The organism is Candidatus Dormiibacterota bacterium, from assembly GCA_036495095.1.
Classification (GTDB): domain Bacteria; phylum Chloroflexota; class Dormibacteria; order Aeolococcales; family Aeolococcaceae; genus CF-96.
In genome coordinates this window covers 1-18269 of sequence record DASXNK010000102.1, presented here as the reverse complement: position 1 = coordinate 18269, position 18269 = coordinate 1, and the positions used below count along the sequence as shown (strand labels likewise).

Genomic DNA, 18269 nt, shown 5'->3' with positions numbered 1-18269 from the left:
CGACGAGCGCCACCCGGCCGCCCGTCTCCATCCCCAGCGCGACCGCCAGGTTCGCCGCGATGACCGACTTGCCCACACCGCCCTTGCCGGAGAGGACGAGGAACACCTCGCCGCGCGGCGACCCGGTGCCGGCACCGCCGGCCGGGGGCGCGGCGGCGGCCGCCGCCGCATTCGTCCGCTGCTGCCGCTGGTCGAGCTGGACGACCTGCCGGATCGTGGCGGTCAGCTCGTCACCGCTGAACGGCTTGGTGAGGAACTCGCGCGCTCCAGCCTGCATGGCGCGGCGGACGTAGTCGCTGTCGCCCTGCACCGACATGATGATGACCGGCGAGCCGGGCACCTCCTGGGCGATCAGCGCGGTGGCCTGGAGGCCGTCCAGCTGCGGCATGTTGACGTCCATGAGGATGACGTCCGGCTGCAGCCGGCGGGCCTCCTCGATGGCGAGGCGCCCGTCCGCCGCGGTGCCGCACACCTCGATGTCGTCCTCGAACCCGAGCAGCCTCTCGAGGTTGCCGAGCGTGGCCGGGACGTCGTCGACGAGGAGGATGCGGATCATTGGCTGGTTCCCAGGGATGCACAGCTCCCCGGTTTGCGGTTTCGAGAGCCGTGGTCGAGTGTATCCCCCGACGTCGCCACCTCGACCCGCGTTCCACTCCGTAACCCCGGGAGGACGGCGCGTGCCCGAGGGTGACACCATCTGGCGCACCGCCGCCGCGCTGCGCGCGAGGATCGCGGGGCGCACCGTGCTCCGCGCCGCGCCCGCGGGGCTGGAGCGCCTCTCCGGACGGGATGTCGAGGCGGTCGAGGCCACCGGCAAGCATCTGCTCATCCGCTTCGCCGCGCGGCCGCCGTCGCCGGCGCTGGTGCTCCACTCCCACATGCGCATGACCGGCGCCTGGCACCTGTACGCCCCCGGCGAGCGCTGGCGCAGGCCCGCCCACCGGGCCCGGGCGGTGCTCGAGGTCGAGGGCGCGGTGGCGGTGTGCTTCGACGCTCCGGTGGTCGAGCTTCGTCCCGACGACGGCGGTGCCACCCGCCATCTGGGCCCCGACATCCTCGCCGACGACTTCGACGCCGGCGAGGCGGTGGCGCTGGCCCGGGCGGATGCCGACCGGCCGCTCGGCGAGCTGCTCCTCGACCAGCGCGTTTGTGCCGGCATCGGCAACATCTACAAGTGCAACACGCTGTGGCGGCTGCGGCTCGACCCCTGGTCGTCCGCCGGCGCGCTCGACGACGACGCCCTGCGCCGGGTCTACACCACCGCCCGCGAGCTGATGCTCGCCGGCCGCGACCACCCCGGGCCGGGGCCCCTCCGGATGGCCGGGGTGCACGCCCGCTCGCGACGCCCCTGCCCGCGCTGCGACACCCCGATCAGGGTGCGTCCCCAGGGTGAGCAGGGGCGGCTGACCTACTTCTGCCCGGGCTGCCAGACCGGCGGCGGCTGAGCAGCCCGGCGACGCGGCGGGTGCGGGGGTCGTCGAGGGCCTGCTCCAGCGGCACCGGCAGCGCCAGCGACCAGTTCGGCCACGTGTCGGTGGTCGCGGGCATGTTGGGCCGCTCCGGCACCGCCAGGCAGTCGTCGAGGGTGGCGGTCACCACCGCCGAGGGGGCCCGGGCGAGCCGGGCGTGGAGCGCCTCGACCACGGTGTCGACGGGGGCGTCGCCGGGCAGCCGGGTGAACGCGACGATGCGCTCGCGGATCGCCGCGGTGGAGGCGACGTTCGGCTCGACCCCGGCGGCGCGCTGGTCGTCGAGGTCGGAGCAGGTCCACATCCCGGCCACGGTGGGGAGGTCGTGGGTGGTGATCGCGCTGAGCGCCCGGCGGGGGTAGCGCTGCGGCGGCTCGGTCTCGAACCAGAGCAGCCGGTACGACAGCATCCGCCGCGCCGCCATCTCGGTGCGCACCACGCCCTCGACGGTGCCGAGGTCCTCGCCGCAGACGTAGGCGCCGGCGCGGGCGCTCTCCAGGGCGAGGACGTCGAGCAGCTCGCCGTGCGGGTAGCGGACGTAGGCGCCCTCGGCCGGCCCGCGTCCGGCGGGGATCCAGTACAGGCGGAACAGCCCCATGACGTGGTCGACGCGCAGCGCTCCGGCGTGGCGCATGGCGGCGCGGATGGTGGCGGCGAAGGGCTCGTAGCCGGCCCGGCGCAGCCGCCAGGGGTGGAAGGGGGGGAGACCCCAGTCCTGGCCGGCGGTGTTGAACTCGTCGGGCGGGGCGCCGACCCGCACCCCGGGGGCGACGATCTCCTGCCAGCTCCAGGCGTCGGCGCCGCCGGGGTCGACGCCGATGGCGAGGTCGTGCATCACCGCCAGCGGCGCGCTGGCCGTGGCCAGCTGGCGGTCGAGCAGCCACTGCAGCCAGGCGTGGTGGTCGACGCGGCGGCGCCGTTGCTCGCGGAAGCGGGCGACCGCCGCGGTGCCGGGGCGGCGCAGCTCCTCCGGCCACTCCTGGAACCGTGGCCCGTGCACCTCGGCGAGGGCGCACCAGGTGGCGAAGCGCTCCAGCTGCTCACCCTCGGCGGCGCGGTAGGCGTCGAGCTCGGGGTCGCCGTCGACCTCGTCCCAGATCGCCTCGAGCGCCTCGCTCTTGAGGCGGAACACGGCGTCGCGGTCGATCAGCCGCCGCTCGTCGAGCTCGCGGCCGGCGATCGCGAGGGCCTCGAGGCGGGCCCCGAGCCGGGTCGCGCCGGGGACGTCCTCGATCCGGAGGTAGAGGGGGTTGCGGTAGAGGCGGCTGCTCGGGAAGTAGGGGCTGGGCTGCTGCGGGATGGTGGGCGCCGCGGCGTGGAGCGGGTTGACCAGCAGCATCCCCGCGCCCATCTCGGCCGCCGAGCGCCGCCCCAGCTCGGCGAGGTCGGCGAGGTCGCCGATGCCCCAGCTCGCCGCCGATCGCAGCCCGTAGAGCTGCACCGCCCATCCCCAGGTGCGCAGCGCCGGGGGCAGATGGCAGCGGCCGGGGCTGACGATCAGCCGGGTCTCGGAGCCGTCCTCGCGGACCAGCCGGTGGTAGCCGAGCGGCAGCCCCGCGGGCAGCCGTCCCCGGGCGACGCCGAGGTCGGTGCCGTCCTCGAGCAGCACCGTCGCCGGCGCCTCCAGCCGCGGCCGCCGGCCGGCGCGCACCACCATGACGGCGGCGTCCGCCTCGGGGCGCTGGCGATCGGCGCCGAGCGCCTCGAGCACCGCCGCGAGGGTGTCCGGCGACGCCGTCCGCCAGCCGCCGGTGGCGTCGTGGTAGCCGGTGAGGACGCCCCAGGCGGCGGGATCGGGAGAGGCCTCGGTCACCGCCCCGAGGGTAGCGACCGGGACCCCCTGGCGGCGTCGCTCCTCCCCACCACCGCCGTGCCCTGCAGGGCGGCGAGGATGGCGCCGCCGCGCGGGCTGCCCAGCCCGGTGCAGGGATCCCAGCCAGGGCCCGCCGAGTAGGCGCCGTTGTCGCCCTCGGTGACGTCGCGGAGGCCGCCGCCGGCGAGCACCGCGCCGTAGAGCTCGGGGTTGAGGAAGCCCACCGGCCGCCCCAGGGCCTGGTTGAGCAGCGCGGTGAGGCCGGCCCAGAGCGGGGCCACCGCGCTGGTGCCGCCGACGACGGTGTCCTGGCCGTCGACCCGCACCCTGTAGCCGGTCTGGGGGTCGGCGTCGCCGCTGACGTCGGGGACGCCGCGTCCCCGCCGGCCCCCCGGGTTCGCCGAGGGCGGGACCGCCGCGCTCGCCTGCCAGGCGGGGACGTCGAAGGTGTCGCTGATGCCGCCGCCGGTGGCGCCGCCGGCGGACCCCTGGTTCCAGACCACCTCGGCGGTGATGCCGCCGGCGCCTCCGCTGAGCCGGGTGCCGCCGCAGGCGACCACGTGGGGGCTGGACGCGGGGAAGTCGGTGTGCGCCAGGCCGTCGCCGGCGCCGTCGCCCGACCCGCTGTCGCCGGAGGCGCAGAAGACGGTGACCCCGAGCGCGGCGGCGTCCTGGAGCATGGTGTCGAAGGCGGTCATCGACTGCCCGGTCCAGGTCGACTCCGGGCCGCCCCAGCTGATCGACACCACCGAGGGGCGGCGCAGGCTGTCGTGGACCGCGGTGGAGACGGCGTCGAGGAAGCCGCGGTCGCTGTTGGGCGCGAAGTACACGGCGATCCGCGCCCCGGGGGCGACCGCGCCGGCCACCTCGATGTCGAGCATCACCTCGCCGTCGGGGCCGCCGGGGCTGCCGTCGGGCTGGTTGGCGCCGCCGTCGACCGAGACCGCGACCGTCGCCGGCGGGGTGAGGCCCAGCCCCTGGAAGTAGGCGTCGATGTCGGCCTTGGCGTAGCCGCCGCCGAGCTCGATCAGGGCGATGCACTGCCCCGCCCCGGTGGCGGTGGTGGGGAAGTCGTAGAGCCGGGCGACCTCGACCGGGGAGAAGGCGGCGGCGGCGGCGTGCGCCATCACCGGGTGGCCGCCCTCGAGCAGCGGGCGGAAGTGCGGCCGGGCCTGGGGCCGGTCGTCGAGGCCGAACACGCCCTCGATCGCGGGGGCGACGGAGGCGGGGACGGTCAGCGGCCCCTGGCGGCCGCGGCGGACGCCGCCGTCGACGTCGTAGAGCCAGAGCTCGGTGCCGAAGGCGCTCTCGAGCGCGGACGCCGGACCGGCGAGCACCACGCTGCGCCGCGCCGGGCTGGCCTCGACCACCTCGAGGCCGTTCTCGTGGGCGAACGCCTCCACCCGCTCGATGTCCGCGGGGTCGGCGCCGGCCAGCTCCTCGAGCTGCCGCCGCCGGAGGTGGGGCTGGGCCGGGCCCGGCTCGGGGAGGGCTCCGCGGCGGCGCAGCAGCACCGTCACCTCGAGGCGCTGACCCGGGTCGGCGCGGCCGACGCGCCGGTCCTGGGGCAGCGGGGTGCGCTCGCTTCCGGCGATCTCGACCCGTGGTGCGTCGCTCATCCTCGGCCGCCTCCCTGCTCGGTGCGGTCCCGCCCTCGCGGCCTAATGTAGCGACGCGTCCACGTCCCGAGGGGAGGTGGATGGGCCGCCTGCTCAGGGGATGGTGGCGCAGGCGGCCCGAAGACCGGTACGCAGCGGGACCCACGATGGATGTGTCCGATGTCAGAGCCTGGGTGATCGCCGCCGCCGCGGTGGTGCTGGCCGCCTGCTCGTCCGCCGCCCCGCCGCCGGCGACGACGCCGCGCGCCCCGGCGCCGCCGCTCTCGGCGCCGGCCTCGCCGGCGGGGGCCTCGGCGCCGGCGCCGGCCGCGGGCTCGCTCGACCGCTGCCCGCCGGCCCGGTCGCTGGCGGCGCTGCCGGTGCTGGCGCGGCCCCCGCTCCGCCCCGACGACCTGCTGGTGGCGCCCGAGGGCGGCCTCTGGGTCAGCGACCCGGACAACGGTCATCTGGCCCGGGTCGACGCCGGCGGCCGCGCCGTGATCCGCGTCGACGACCCCCGGGGCCCCGAGGGGATGGTGCTGCTCGACGACGGCCGCATGGTCCTCTCCGAGCAGCGGACGAACCGCCTGGTGACGCTCCGCCCGCCCGATCCCGCGGTCAGCCCGCTGGCGACGCTGCCGCCTGCGGGCGGTCGCCTCGGCATCGACAACATCGCCCTCGACGCCGCCCGGCGGCGGCTGCTGATCCCCGACAGCGCCGCCGGGGCGCTGCGCGCCCTTCCCCTCGACGGCGGGCCGATGGTCACCCTGGCCACCGGCCTGGGCCGGGTGGTGGGCGCCGCCGCCGCCCCTGACGGCTCGGTCTACGTCGCCGCCGAGGTCTCACCGGGCCTGCTGCGGGTGGATCCCGCCGGCCGGGTGAGCGCGGTCGGCCGGCTCGGCGACCTCGACGACGTCGTGCTCCACCGGGGCCTGCTCTACGTGACCGCCCTCGGCGGCCACTCGGTGCTCGCCGTCGACCCCGCCGGCGGCGCCGACCGCACCCTCGCCACCGGCCTCGGCGAGCCCCAGGGCCTGGCCGTGCTCCCCGACGGGAGGCTGGCCGCGGCCGACTCGCCCTCCGGGGTGATCGTCGCCATCGACGCCTGCTGAGCATCCGGAGTGGAGATGTGACCGGTCTGCCGTACGGGCTCCTCGACCGCGAGGCCTGCGCCGCCCTCGACGCCGCCGACCCGCTGGCGCCGATGCGGGAGCGCTTCCTCCTCGACGACGGCGTCGTGTACCTCGACGGCAACAGCCTGGGGGCGCTGCCCGCGGCCACCCCCCCGCGGCTCGCCACGATGGTGACCGAGGAGTGGGGGAGGGGCCTGATCCGCAGCTGGACCGCGGCGGGGTGGATCGACGCGCCCCGGCGGCTCGGCGACCGGGTGGCGCCGCTGGTGGGCGCCCTGCCCGGCGAGGTGCTGGTCGCCGACAGCACCTCCGTGAACCTGTTCAAGCTGCTCGGCGCCGCGGTGCGGGCGCGGCCGGGGCGGCGGGTCATCCTCAGCCACGAGGACAACTTCCCGGCCGACCTCTACGTCGCCCAGGGGCTGTGCGAGCTGCTCGAGGGGCGGTGCGAGCTGCGCACCGTGCCCGCCGCCGGCCTGGCGGCGGCGCTCGACGCCGACACCGCCGTGCTGATGGTCACCCACGTCGACTACGCCACCGGCGCGGTGCAGGACATGGCCGGCCTCAGCGCCGCCGCCCGCGACCACGGCGCCCTCAGCCTCTGGGACCTCTCCCACAGCACCGCCGCCCTGCCCCTCGACCTGGGCGGCTGCGGCGCCGACCTCGCCGTGGGCTGCGGCTACAAGTACCTCAACGGCGGCCCCGGCGCCCCCGCCTTCCTCTACGTCGCCGGCCGGCTCCACGACCGGGTGGTCTCCCCCCTGCGGGGGTGGATGGGCCACGCCGAGCCGTTCGCCCTCGAGCCCGGATACCGCCCCGCGCCCGGGGTCGGGGGCTTCCTGTGCGGCACCCCGCCGATCCTCGCCATGGCGGCGCTGGAGGCGGCGCTCGACCTCTGGGCGGAGGTCGACCTCGGCGAGGTGCGCGCCAAGTCGATGCGGCTCGGCGACCTGCTGGTGCGGCTGGTCGACGAGCGCTGTGCGGGCCTCGGGCTCGAGCTCGCGTCGCCTCGCGAGGCGGCGCGGCGGGGCTCGCAGGTGTCGCTCCGCCACGCCGACGGCTATGGGGTGGTGCGTGCGCTGATCGACCGCGGGGTCATCGGCGACTTCCGTGCCCCGGACATCGTGCGTCTCGGCCTCGCCCCGCTCTACCTGCGCCACGTCGACGCCTGGGACGCGGTCGAGGCGCTCCGCGAGGTGCTCGCCACCGGCGCTCACCGCCGCCCCGAGTACGCGGTGCGCGCCGCGGTGACATAGAGGCGTGTACCCCGAGCCCTACGCCCATCTCGCCCGGGACTGCGGGATCGCGGCGCGGCGCCATCCCTACGGCCCCGGTCCCGACCGGTGGGCGGACCTCCGCCTGCCGCCGGGCCCGGGGCCGCACCCGGTCGCGGTGCTCCTCCACGGCGGCTTCTGGCGGATGCCGTGGGGGGCCGACCTGATGCACGCGCTCAGCGGCGATCTCCACCGCCGCGGATGGGCCACCTGGAACGTCGAGTACCGGCGTCTCGGCGCTCCCGGGGGCGGCTGGCCGGGCACCCTCGAGGACTGCGCCGCCGCGGTCGACGCCCTCGCCCGGGTGGACGGTGTCGACCACCGGCGGGTGGTGGCGGTGGGCCACTCCGCCGGCGGCCAGCTCGCCCTCTGGCTGGCGACCCGTCCCGGCATCGCCGCGGTGGTGGCGCTCGCCGCGGTCTCGGACCTGGCCGCGGCGGCCCGGCTGGGGCTGGGCGGCGGCGCCGCGGTCGAGCTGCTCGGCGGCACCCCCGAGGATCTGCCGGAGCGCTACCGGCGAGCCTCGCCGCGGGCGCTGCTGCCGCTCGGCGTCCCCCAGCTGCTGGTGCACGGCGAGCTCGACGACCGGGTGCCGGTGGCGATGAGCCGCGACCACGCCGAGGCCGCCCGCGCCGCCGGCGACCCGGTCGAGCTGGTCACCCTGCCCGGGGTCGGGCACGCCGACACGATCGACCCGGAGAGCCGAGCCTGGCGGGCGGCGGCGGCGTGGCTCGGAACCGGCGCGTAGGATTGCGTCCATGACGACCGGAACCGCCGTCTCCACGCCGCACATCGTGGTGTGGAGCGACTACATCTGACCCTTCTGCTACGTCGGCCTGGAGCGGGCCACGTGGCTGGAGCGCCGGTACGGCGCCACCGTCGACTGGAGGCCGTTCGACCTCCACCCGGAGTACCCGCCCGAGGGGCTTCCCCGCAGCGAGCTGCTGGCCCGGTACGGGGCGGACTTCTCCGACCACATCCGCGGCCTGATCGAGGGCGCGGGGTTCGTGTACGACCCGCCGCCCGACCGGGTGCCGAACTCCAGCCGGGCGCTGCGGCTCACCGAGCTGGCCCGAGACCGCGGCGTCCACGACGCCCTCCACACCCGGCTCATCACCGGCTACTGGTCGCGCCGGCGCGACATCGGGGACCCCGGGGTGCTGGTGGAGGAGGCCGGCGCGGTGGGCATCCCCGAGGCCGACGCGCGCGCCGCCCTCGACTCCGAGGAGCTGGCGGCACGGGTCGAGGCCTCGACCCGGGCGGCGCTGCGCAACGGGGTCACCGGGGTGCCCGCCTGGGCCATCGACCAGCGGGTGATCCTCCCCGGCGCGCAGCCCCGCGAGGTCTTCGACTCACTGCTGCGGCGGCTCGGGCACCGCCCCGTCGACGATCGGGGGGAGATCCCGGCGATACAGTGACGATGTACACTTTCCTGACCACGTAATGATCAGATAAGCCATGACGTGATCAGGAGGAACATCGCCATGCGCGTTGCATGCGTCCTCGACGGCGATTTCGAGGATTCGGAGTTTCGCGGCCCCTGGGACGCCCTCCGCCGGGCCGGCCACGAGGTGATCGTGATCGGCCTCGAGAAGGGCAGGGAGCTGCTCGGCAAGAAGGGGGAGGAGCGGGTCGTCGCCGAGCGCGGCATCGACGACGTCTCCGCCGGCGACTTCGACGCCCTCCTCATCCCCGGCGGCTACTCGCCGGACCACCTCCGGGCCGACCGCCGCATGGTCGACTTCACCCGGGCCTTCTTCACCAGCGAGCGGCCGGTGTTCGCGATCTGCCACGGTCCCCAGCTGCTGATGACCGCACGGGTGGTGCGCGGCCGCCGGATGACCGCCTGGCTCACCATCCAGGACGACCTCGAGCAGGTCGGCGCCGACGTGGTCGACGAGGAGGTGGTGGTCGACCGCCGCCTGGTCACCTCGCGCAAGCCCGACGACATCCCCGCCTTCTCGCGGGAGGCGCTGCGGATGCTCGAGACCGTCTCCGCGGGGCGGCGGTGACCGGGGTCGCGGCGGGGATGCCCACCCCGCCGCCCCTGCCCGGCGACCCGCCGACGCTGCCGGGGCCGAAGCCCCCGGAGCTGCCCACCGAGCCCGACCCGACACCGTCGCCGATTCTCCCCGCGCCGGGGCCGCCCATCCCCGACCCGCTGCCCGCCTGATGGAGGAGTACGACGTCGTCGTGCTGGGCTCCGGCTCGGCCGCCGAGGGGGTGTGGCAGAACCTCCGCGGGCGCGCCGTGGCGGTGGTGGAGATGCACCGCGTCGGCGGCGAGTGCCCGTATGTCGCCTGCATGCCCAGCAAGGCGATGCTGCGGTCCGCGGAGGTCCGCGGGATGCTCCGCGACGCGGTGGCCTTCGGCGCCGCCGCCGCGCCCGGGTGCGACCCCGGCGACGGGCGTGCCGCCTACGCCGCCGCGGTGGCCCGGCGCGACCGCATCGCCGACGGCCGCGACGACACCGGGGCGGCCCGGAGCCTGCAGCGGGCCGGGGTCGCGCTCCTCCGCGGCCGCGGCCGGGTGGCCGGGCCCGGGGTGGTCGACGTCGACGGCACCGAGGTCGGGTACCGCGACCTCGTGGTCGCCACCGGGTCGGTGGCGGCGGTCCCGGCGCTGCCGGGGCTGGACGCGGTGCCCACCTGGACCAGCGACGACGCCCTGAGCAGCGCCGACCTGCCCGCCTCGGTGGCCGTCCTGGGCGGCGGGCCGGTGGGCTGCGAGCTCGCCCAGGTGCTCGCCGCCTTCGGCAGCCGGGTTGTGCTGGTGGAGAACGCGCCGCGGGTGCTCGCGAAGGAGGAGCCGCTGGTCTCCGAGGTGCTGCTCGGGTCGCTGCGGCGTGCCGGGGTGGAGGTGCGGCTGGAGACCACGGTCGCCGAGGCACGGGTCGCCAGCCCCGGTCCCGGCGCCCTGCTGCTGCTCGAGGGCGGGGGCGGCATCGAGGTCGAGCGTGTGATCCTGGCCACCGGCCGGAGGCCGCGGGTCGGAGGACTGGGGTTGGACGTCCTGGGCGTGGACGTGGAGGACGGGGCGCTGCGGGTCGACGAGCGCTGCGCGGTTCCTGGGGTCGAGCATCTCTGGGCGGCCGGCGACGTCACCGGTGTCGCCCCGTTCACCCACACCGCCGGGTACCAGGGCTCGATCATCGCCCGGAATCTCATGGGCGAGCCCGCCCGCGCCGACTACCGGGCCCTGCCCCGGGCGGTCTACACCCATCCGCCGCTGGCCGCCGCCGGCCTCACCGCCACAGCCGCGCGGGAGCGGGGCATCGAGGTGGAGACCGCCTCCTTCGACGTCGGCCAGACCGCCCGCGCGCTCACCGAGGGCGCCGCCGAGCCCACCCGCGGCTGCCTGGTGCTGGTCGCCGACCGCGCCCGGCGGGTGCTGGTGGGCGCGAGCGCGGTGGGACCGGGGGCCGACTCGTGGATGGGGCAGGCGGCGCTCGCCATCCACGCCTGCGTGCCCGTCGAGGTCGCCGCCGGCATGATCCAGCCGTTCCCGACCTTCGGCGAGGCGTTGGCGCCGCCGCTCCGCGAGCTGGCCAGGCGCCTCCGGTGAGCCCCCCCTCGCCCCGCGCCACCTACCGCATCCAGCTTCGCCCCGGCTTCGGCTTCGACGAGGCCGCCGCGCTCGCGCCCTACCTCGCCGAGCTGGGGATCAGCCACCTGTACGCCTCGCCGATCCTCCAGGCGGTGCCGGGCAGCGAGCACGGGTACGACGTCGCCGATCCCACCCGGATCAGCGAGCAGCTGGGGGGCGCCGAGGGGTTCCGCCGCCTGGTCGAGGCGCTGCGCGCCGCCGGGTTGGGCCTGCTCGTCGACATCGTGCCCAACCACATGTCCACGGACGCGCGCGCCAACCCGTGGTGGGCCGACGTCCTCGAGGCCGGGCAGGACAGTCCCTTCGCGGAGGTCTTCGACATCGAGTGGGACCCGCCCCAGCCGGAGCTGCGCGGCCGGGTGCTCCTCCCCGTGCTCGGCGACACCCCCGATGCGGTCGCCCGCCGCGGCGAGCTGCGCCTGGAGCGCTCGGGGGGCAGGCTCCGGCTCGCCTACTTCGACAGCCGGATCCCGCTCGCGCCCGGCTCGCTCGTCGACCTGCTCGAGGCCGCCGCGGCGGCCCCCGGCGCCGGGGCGCTCGCCGCCTGCGCCCGCGCCGCCGCCGCCGGCCTCGGCAGCGGCGAGGCCGGCCTCACCGCCCGGCGGCGGTGGTGGGAGGATCTCACCGCGACCGCCGCCGCGCCGCCCGTGGCCGCCGCCCTCGACCGGGAGCTGGAGCGCACCTCCGCCGACCCCGAGTCGCTGCTTGCCCTCGCCGACCGCCAGCACTGGCTGATCGCCGACTGGAGGGATGCCGCCACCCGGCTCAACCACCGCCGCTTCTTCACCATCACCTCGCTCGCCGGGGTGCGGGTGGAGGAGCCGCGGGTCTTCGACGCCGTCCACGGGCTGATCGCCGGGCTGGTGCGCGAGGGCAGCGTCGACGGGCTGCGGGTCGACCACGTCGACGGCCTGCGCGACCCCGCCCGCTACCTGGAGCGGCTTCAGGAGGCCACCGGGGCCGGCTGGGTGGTGGTGGAGAAGATCCTCGAGCAGGACGAGCGGCTGCCCGCCGAGTGGCGCACCGACGGCACCACCGGCTACGAGTTCGCGGCGCTGCTCGACGCGCTCAGCGTCGACCCCGCCGGCAGGGTGCCGCTCGACGATCTCCACGCCGGCTTCACCGGGCACACCGAGAGCTTCGCGCACTGCGTCCACCGGGCCCGGCTCGAGGTGCTCGGCGGCGAGCTGCGCAGCGACGTGACCCGGCTGGCGGCGCGGCTGGCGCGGGTGGCCGCCGACGCCGGGGTCGCCTCGGTGCCCGGCCTCGAGGAGCTGCAGGAGGTGCTCACCGCGGTGATCGCCGAGCTCGACGTCTACCGCGCCTACGTCGACCCGGTCACGGGGCGGTGCACGCCGGAGGACGCCGCCCGGGTGGGCATCGCGGTGGCCCGGGCCCGCCAGCGCCTCCCCGGGGGGCGCGGCGACCTCCTCGACCTGCTCGCCGACAGCCTCTGCGGCCGCTTCGCGGGGGAGGGCATGGAGCTGGCGGCGCGGGTGCAGCAGCTGAGCCCGGCGGTGATGGCCAAGGGCAAGGAGGACACCGCGCTCTACCGCTGGAACCGGCTGCTCGCACTCAACGAGGTGGGCGGCGACCCCGCCTGCTTCGGGGTCGAGGTCGGCGCCTTCCACGCCGCCTGCGCGGGCTGGGTGCGGCGGGGCGACCGCGGCCTGCGGACCACCACCACCCACGACACCAAGCGCAGCGAGGACGTGCGCGCCCGGCTCTGCGTGCTCTCGGAGATCCCCGATCGCTGGGCCGATGCGGTGCGCCGCTGGTCGGCCGCCAGCGCCGCCTACCGCCCCGCCGCGGTCGACCCCGACACCGAGTACGTGCTCTACCAGACCCTGCTGGGGGCGCACCCCATCGACGCCGGCCGGCTCACCGCGTACCTGGAGAAGGCGACCCGCGAGGCGGCGGTGCGCACCACCTGGACCCGGCCGGACCCCGCCTACGATGCCGCCGTGCGCGACTTCGCCGTCGGGGTGCTGGCGGACGCGGCGCTGATGACCGACGTGGCCGCCTTCGTCGAGCCGCTGGCCGGCTGGGGCCGGCGGCTCTCGCTGGCCTGGACGCTGCTCAAGCTCACCGCGCCCGGGGTGCCCGACGTCTACCAGGGCACCGAGCTCTGGGACCTGAGCCTGGTCGACCCCGACAACCGCCGCCCCGTCGACTTCGACCTCCGCCGCCGCCTGCTCGGAGGCGCCGGCCTCACCCCCGCGGACGCCCTGGCCGCCGATGCCGGCTCCGGGCTGGCCAAGCTGCTGCTGATCCAGCGGGCGCTGGCGGTGCGGGGGGAGCTGGCCGGGGCCTTCGCAGCGGACGCGGCGTACACCCCGCTGGCGGTCGACGGGCCCCAGGCGGGGCGGGTCGTGGCCTTCTCCCGGGGTGAGCCCGCAGCGGTGGTGGCGGTGGCCGACCGTCGCGGCACCGACCCCTCCGGCGGCTGGGGCGGCACCACCATCGCGCTGCCCCCGGGCCGGTGGCGCGACCGGCTCGGCGGCGCCGGCGTGCTCGAGGGCGAGGTCGCCGCCGCCGCCCTGCTCGGCGAGTTCCCGGGCGCTCTGCTGGTGCGCGCGTGACCCCGGGAGGGCGGGGCGAGCCGCGGGTCTGGGCGCCCCGGGCGCGGAGGCTCGACGTCGAGCTGCCCGACGGGCGCCACCCGCTGCGACCCCTCGACGGCGGCTGGTGGAGCGGTGACGATCCGCTGGCGCCGGGCACCGACTACCGGCTGTCGCCCGACGGCGGCCCGGGCCTCCCCGACCCGCGCTCGCCCCACCAGCCCGAGGGCGTCCACGGACCCTCGCGCAGCGTCGACCACGCCGCCCACGCCTGGGGCGACGCCGGCTGGCGCGGCGCCGAGCTCGCCGAGGCGGTGATCTACGAGCTCCACGTCGGCACCTTCACCCCCGAGGGCACCTTCGACGCCGCCGCGGCCCGTCTCGACCACCTCGTCGCGCTGGGGGTGACCGCGGTCGAGATCATGCCCGTCGCCGAGTTTCCCGGGGAGCGCGGCTGGGGCTACGACGGGGTCGCCCTCTACGCCCCCCACCACGCCTACGGCGGCCCCGAGGGGCTGCGCCGGCTGGTCGACGCCTGCCACGCACGGGGCCTCGCCGCCGTGCTCGACGTCGTCTACAACCACCTCGGCCCCGACGGCAACTACCTCGGCGCCTACGGCCCCTACTTCACCGACCGCTACCGCACCCCATGGGGCGAGGCGATCAACCTGGACGGCGAGGAGAGCGACGAGGTGCGCGCCTTCGTCGTCGACAACGCGCTGATGTGGCTGCGCGACTACCACCTCGACGGGCTCCGCCTCGACGCGGTGCATGCCATCGTCGACACCTCGGCGGTGCACATCCTCGAGGAGCTGGCCACCCGGGTGGCCGCGCTCGAGGCCGAGCTCGGCCGCCGGCTGTGGCTGATCGCCGAGAGCGACCTCAACGACCCCCGGCTGGTGCGCGACCGCGAGCGGGGCGGCCACGGTCTCGACGCGCAGTGGAGCGACGACTTCCACCACGCCCTCCACGCCGCCCTCACCGGCGAGCGCACCGGCTACTACGCCGACTACGGCCGCCTCGAGGACATCGCCAGGGCGCTGCGCCGCGCGTTCGTCTTCGACGGCCGGTACTCCCGCTTCCGGCGGCGGCGTCACGGGCGGCCGATCGGCGACCTCGGCGGCGACCGCTTCGTGGTCTGCCTGCAGAACCACGACCAGGTGGGCAACCGGGCCTGCGGGGAGCGCAGCGCGGCGCTGATGAGCACCGGGCTGCTCCGGGTCGGCGCCGCCCTGGTGCTCACCGCGCCCTTCGTCCCGATGCTCTTCCAGGGCGAGGAGTGGGGCGCGTCCACCCCCTTCCTCTACTTCACCGACCACGTCGACCCGATGCTCGCCAAGGCGGTCAGCCAGGGGCGGAAGCGCGAGTTCGCCGCCTTCGGCTGGGACGAGTCGGCGGTGCCCGACCCCCAGGAGGAGTCGAGCTTCACCCGCTCACGGCTGGACTGGGACGAGGCCGGCCGCGAGCCCCACGCCGGCCTGCTCGCCTGGCACCGGGAGCTGATCGCGCTCCGCCGGCGCCTGCCCGCGCTCCGCGACGGCGACCTCAGCGCGGTGTGCGTGCGGGTCGACGAGGAGGACCGCTGGCTGGTGATGGAGCGGCACGGGGTCACCGTCGCCGCCAATCTCGGAGCCCGGCCGGCCCGGATCCCCGGGGGGACCCGGGGCTGGGGCGAGGTGCTGCTCGCCTCCGCCGATCCCCCCTGCCGCGACGGCGACGGCCTCGTCCTCCCGCCCGAGTCGGTCGTCGTCCTCGATCAGTCGAGCTGAAGCCCCTCCTCGGCGGCGCCGGCGGCGGTGGCCGCCTCGCAGGCGCGGCGGAGCAGGCTGAGGCGGGCGTCGCGGTCGGCCCCGGCGGTGACCCGCCCGGCCAGCCAGGTGGCCAGCGGGGCGAACTGCCGGGCCCCGGAGCTGCGCGCCGCCGCGCCGGCGAGCTCGAGGATCAGCGCCGCCTCGTCGCGGTCGATCTCGGGCGGCCCGGCGTCGACGAGGCCGGCGGCGAAACGGTCGAGCCACGGGTTCACGGCCGGGGAGCATAGCGGGTGTCTCGGTCGGGGCCTGCAGGGCGCCGCCGGATCCGCCACAATCCCCCGCCGTGGTGAGACCGGCGGCGCCCGCGTCCCGCAGGCATGGTCTCGTCGCCGTGCTCGGCGTCCTCCTGCTCTCCGCCTGCGGAGCCCAGCCGCCCGGCCCGGCCGCCCGGATCCCGGCCGCGTCCACGGTCTCCCCGGCGGCCACGGCGACGCCGTCGCCCACCCCGAACCCCGACGCGCTCCGCAACCCGGTGATCGTCCAGGTCGAGAACTCCCCGGACGCGCGGCCGCAGCGGGGCCTCGGCGAGGCGGCGGTGCTCTACGAGTACAGCGCCGAGGGCGGGATCTCGCGGTTCAGCGCCCTGTACTTCACGCCTCCCGCCGGGCAGGTGGGACCGGTGCGCAGTGCCCGGATCGCCACGGTGGCGCTGCTCGGCCTCTACAACGCCGTGCTGATGTACTCGGGGGCCTCGGACTACATCGAGGGCCGGCTGCGGCAGTCGGGGATGCGCCACTACGACGAGGACACCTCCTTCGGCGACCTCTTCCGGATCGGCAGCCGCTACCCGCCCCACAACCTCTACACCGACGGCCGCCACATCGCCGACCTGCTCGCCCGGGTGGGCGACCCGCCGGCCGCCTACGCGCTGTGGCCGCGGCTGGCGCCGGGGGTGCCGCCCCCGCCGGGTGCGCCGCTGCACTCGCTGGCGGTGCCGATCTCGCCCTTCGAGCAGCCGGTCTTCACCTGGACCCCGGAGGGCTTCGCCCGCAGCGAGCCCCGCACCGGCCCGCTGCTCGACGGCGCCACCGCCAAGCCGCTGGTGGTGCCCACGGTGGTCGTCCTCCAGGTGCCGGTGAAGCCCGCCCCCGAGGTGGTCGACGTCAACGGGGTGGTGGGCCTCGACCACACCCTGACCGGCAGCGGCCCGGCTCAGGTGTTCGCCGCAGGGATGGCCTACACGGCAACCTGGACCCAGGACGCCAAGGGCCCGCCCCGCCTGCTCCTCGCCGACGGCACCCCCGCGCCGATCGCCGCCGGCGAGGTCGCGGTGGAGCTGGTGCCGACCGGGAGCCCCGCGACCCTCCGCTAGGCGCCCGTGACCAGGGCCGGGACGGTGGTGGGGACGGGCTGCACGCGGGCCCTCTTTTGGCGCGTTTGCGCGGTTCAGGGCCGGTCGGCGGCGCGGCGGCCGCGGCGGGACCCTTTGGTAGCATGCACCACGCAATGCTGTCCGATTACGCACCCATCCTCGTCTTTCTGGCGATCTGTGTCGCCTTTGGCGGAGGCGTCCAGCTGCTCAACTCCCTGGTCGGCCCGCGCAAGCCGTCGCCGGAGAAGGAGCTGCCCTACGAGTGCGGGATCATGCCCGTCGAGTCGGCGCGCCGCCGCTTCTCGGTCAGCTTCTACGTCACCGCGATGCTCTTCATCATCTTCGACGTGGAGTCGGTGTTCCTCTTCCCGTGGGCCACGGTGGTGCGCGACCTCAAGATCTTCGGACTGGTGGAGATCGGCATCTTCATCCTCACCCTCCTGGTGGCGCTGACCTACGTCTGGCGCAAGGGCGCGCTGCGATGGGACTGAACGAGCCGCGGTCCAGGCTGGTGCTGCCGGGAGCGCACCTCGCGCAGTCCGACACGCCCGCGATCCCCCTCCCCCGCACCGGCGAGCGCGAGCGCACCGCGGTGCAGACCGGGGTCATCACCACCACCGTCGGCAAGGTGATCGCGTGGGGACGCTACAGCTCGCTGTGGCCGGCGCTGTTCGGGCTGGCCTGCTGCGCCATCGAGATGATGGCGGTGGGCAACAGCCGCTACGACATGTCGCGCTTCGGCGCCGAGGTGTTCCGCGCCTCCCCGCGCCAGGCCGACCTGATGATCGTCGCCGGTCGCGTCTCCCAGAAGATGGCCCCGGTGCTCCGGCAGATCTACGACCAGATGCCGGAGCCCAAGTGGGTGATCAGCATGGGCGCGTGCGCGTCCTGCGGTGGAATGTTCAACAACTACGCGATCGTGCAGGGCGTCGACAAGGTCGTCCCCGTGGACATCTACCTGCCCGGCTGCCCGCCCCGGCCCGAGGGGCTGCTCGACGCCGTGGTGAAGCTCCAGAAGAAGATCGCCGGCGAGCCGGCGTCACTGCGCGGGTAGACCACCCTGACCACCACCCCCGACTCCGCCTCGGCGGCCCCTCCGCATGCCGGTGCCCGCGCCGCCGCGCTGCTCGCCGCCCGCCTCCCCGATGCGGTGGTGCGGCGCGAGCAGGGCCGCGGCGAGGAGACGGTCGTGATCCGTCGCGAGTCGCTCGTCGACGCCTGCGCGCTGCTCCGCGACGACCCCGAGGGGCTGTACACGATGCCGGTGTACGTGACCGCCGTCGACTGGCCCGACCGCGAGCCCGACGCGCCCCGCTACGACGTCGTCTACCAGCTGCGCTCACTGCGGCACAACGACGTCTGCCGGCTGGTGGTGCAGGTGCCGGAGGACGACCCCACCGTGCCCTCCCTCGAGGGTGAGTTCTGCGGCATGGACTGGCACGAGCGCGAGTGCTACGACCTGCTCGGCATCCGGTTCACCGGTCACCACGACCTGCGCCGGATCCTCCTCCCCGACGACTGGGAGGGTCACCCCCTGCGCAGGGACTACGTCTCCTTCGGCGAGCCGGTCGCCTTCACCCACAACATCGAGTGGGCGCTGCCTGCGGCGGAGCGCCCGCCGGGCATGCCCGGGACCTCGCGCTGATGGCGGTGGTGCTGCCCCCCGGCGGTCCGGGGGCACCCGGCGGCGGCGAC

Annotated in this window: 16 protein-coding genes and 2 pseudogenes; 14 read left to right on the top strand and 4 right to left on the bottom strand. The window is 76.2% G+C overall.

The genetic code is table 11. The annotated features are described in order from the left end of the window. The coding region (locus VGL20_10595) for a response regulator (protein HEY2704128.1) at positions 1–556 on the bottom strand (556 nt) is incomplete at its 3' end. Between the two features lie 121 nt (positions 557–677). Between VGL20_10595 and VGL20_10590 the strand changes: the two genes are divergently transcribed. Beyond that, complete coding sequence (locus tag VGL20_10590; protein HEY2704127.1) at positions 678–1445, top strand: DNA-formamidopyrimidine glycosylase family protein; 768 nt, start codon at positions 678–680, stop codon at positions 1443–1445. Here the strand turns inward: VGL20_10590 and malQ are convergent. Both malQ and VGL20_10580 read right to left on the bottom strand, forming a co-directional pair. Next, entirely contained in the window at positions 1372–3282 is a 1911-nt protein-coding gene (gene malQ, locus VGL20_10585; protein ID HEY2704126.1) for a 4-alpha-glucanotransferase, read from the bottom strand. The two genes, VGL20_10590 and malQ, sit on opposite strands and share 74 nt — an antisense overlap. After that, positions 3279–4901, bottom strand: coding sequence for a S53 family peptidase (locus tag VGL20_10580; protein ID HEY2704125.1), 1623 nt, complete (start codon positions 4899–4901; stop codon positions 3279–3281). Before VGL20_10580 ends, malQ begins: the two co-directional genes overlap by 4 nt. A gap of 152 nt (positions 4902–5053) precedes the next feature. On the opposite strand from VGL20_10580, the gene VGL20_10575 reads away from it, so the two are divergent. From VGL20_10575 to treZ, 9 genes and pseudogenes are all read left to right on the top strand, one after another. Then, a complete protein-coding gene (locus tag VGL20_10575; GenBank protein HEY2704124.1) occupies positions 5054–5992 on the top strand; it encodes a hypothetical protein in 939 nt (312 codons plus the stop codon). Between the two features lie 17 nt (positions 5993–6009). Next, positions 6010–7266: a kynureninase gene (gene kynU, locus VGL20_10570; GenBank protein HEY2704123.1), complete on the top strand. Its 1257-nt coding sequence runs from the start codon at positions 6010–6012 to the stop codon at positions 7264–7266. Positions 7267–7270: 4 nt separating this feature from the next. Then, positions 7271–8032 carry an alpha/beta fold hydrolase gene (locus VGL20_10565; GenBank protein ID HEY2704122.1) on the top strand — a complete coding sequence of 254 codons (762 nt, stop codon included), beginning with the start codon at positions 7271–7273 and terminating at the stop codon, positions 8030–8032. An 82-nt stretch (positions 8033–8114) separates the two neighbouring features. After that, positions 8115–8702: pseudogene (locus tag VGL20_10560) on the top strand (DsbA family protein). Between the two features lie 60 nt (positions 8703–8762). Continuing rightward, the gene (locus VGL20_10555) at positions 8763–9296 is read left to right on the top strand and encodes a type 1 glutamine amidotransferase domain-containing protein (GenBank protein ID HEY2704121.1); all 534 of its coding nucleotides are present in this window, start codon (positions 8763–8765) and stop codon (positions 9294–9296) included. Then, positions 9293–9457: a hypothetical protein gene (locus VGL20_10550; protein ID HEY2704120.1), complete on the top strand. Its 165-nt coding sequence runs from the start codon at positions 9293–9295 to the stop codon at positions 9455–9457. Before VGL20_10555 ends, VGL20_10550 begins: the two co-directional genes overlap by 4 nt. Beyond that, on the top strand, positions 9457–10848 hold the full coding sequence (locus VGL20_10545) for an NAD(P)/FAD-dependent oxidoreductase (protein HEY2704119.1): 1392 nt from the start codon (positions 9457–9459) through the stop codon (positions 10846–10848). The genes VGL20_10550 and VGL20_10545 overlap by 1 nt, the downstream gene beginning before the upstream one ends. Beyond that, complete coding sequence (gene treY, locus VGL20_10540; protein ID HEY2704118.1) at positions 10845–13472, top strand: malto-oligosyltrehalose synthase; 2628 nt, start codon at positions 10845–10847, stop codon at positions 13470–13472. The genes VGL20_10545 and treY overlap by 4 nt, the downstream gene beginning before the upstream one ends. Continuing rightward, positions 13469–15220, top strand: a complete 1752-nt coding sequence (treZ, locus tag VGL20_10535) for a malto-oligosyltrehalose trehalohydrolase (protein HEY2704117.1) — start codon at positions 13469–13471, stop codon at positions 15218–15220. Before treY ends, treZ begins: the two co-directional genes overlap by 4 nt. Here treZ and VGL20_10530 read toward each other — a convergent pair. Beyond that, complete coding sequence (locus VGL20_10530; protein HEY2704116.1) at positions 15208–15474, bottom strand: hypothetical protein; 267 nt, start codon at positions 15472–15474, stop codon at positions 15208–15210. The genes treZ and VGL20_10530 overlap by 13 nt on opposite strands. A gap of 119 nt (positions 15475–15593) precedes the next feature. Between VGL20_10530 and VGL20_10525 the strand changes: the two genes are divergently transcribed. From VGL20_10525 to VGL20_10510, 4 genes and pseudogenes are all read left to right on the top strand, one after another. After that, positions 15594–16574: a DUF3048 domain-containing protein gene (locus tag VGL20_10525; GenBank protein HEY2704115.1), complete on the top strand. Its 981-nt coding sequence runs from the start codon at positions 15594–15596 to the stop codon at positions 16572–16574. Between the two features lie 134 nt (positions 16575–16708). Then, positions 16709–17065 (top strand): NADH-quinone oxidoreductase subunit A, encoded by a 357-nt coding sequence (ndhC, locus tag VGL20_10520; protein ID HEY2704114.1) that lies wholly within the window; start codon positions 16709–16711, stop codon positions 17063–17065. Positions 17066–17166: 101 nt separating this feature from the next. Continuing rightward, positions 17167–17598: pseudogene (locus tag VGL20_10515) on the top strand (NADH-quinone oxidoreductase subunit B family protein). Positions 17599–17763: 165 nt separating this feature from the next. Next, the gene (locus VGL20_10510; GenBank protein HEY2704113.1) at positions 17764–18219 is read left to right on the top strand and encodes an NADH-quinone oxidoreductase subunit C; all 456 of its coding nucleotides are present in this window, start codon (positions 17764–17766) and stop codon (positions 18217–18219) included. The last annotated feature ends 50 nt before the right edge of the window (positions 18220–18269 follow it).

What these genes read in the sequence shown, in the direction of transcription:
- VGL20_10580 (HEY2704125.1), bottom strand. Translation starts at nt 4,901, where the DNA reads ATGAGCGACGCACCACGGGTCGAGATCGCCGGAAGCGAGCGCACCCCG.
- ndhC (HEY2704114.1), top strand. Translation starts at nt 16,709, where the DNA reads ATGCTGTCCGATTACGCACCCATCCTCGTCTTTCTGGCGATCTGTGTC.
- VGL20_10545 (HEY2704119.1), top strand. Translation starts at nt 9,457, where the DNA reads ATGGAGGAGTACGACGTCGTCGTGCTGGGCTCCGGCTCGGCCGCCGAG.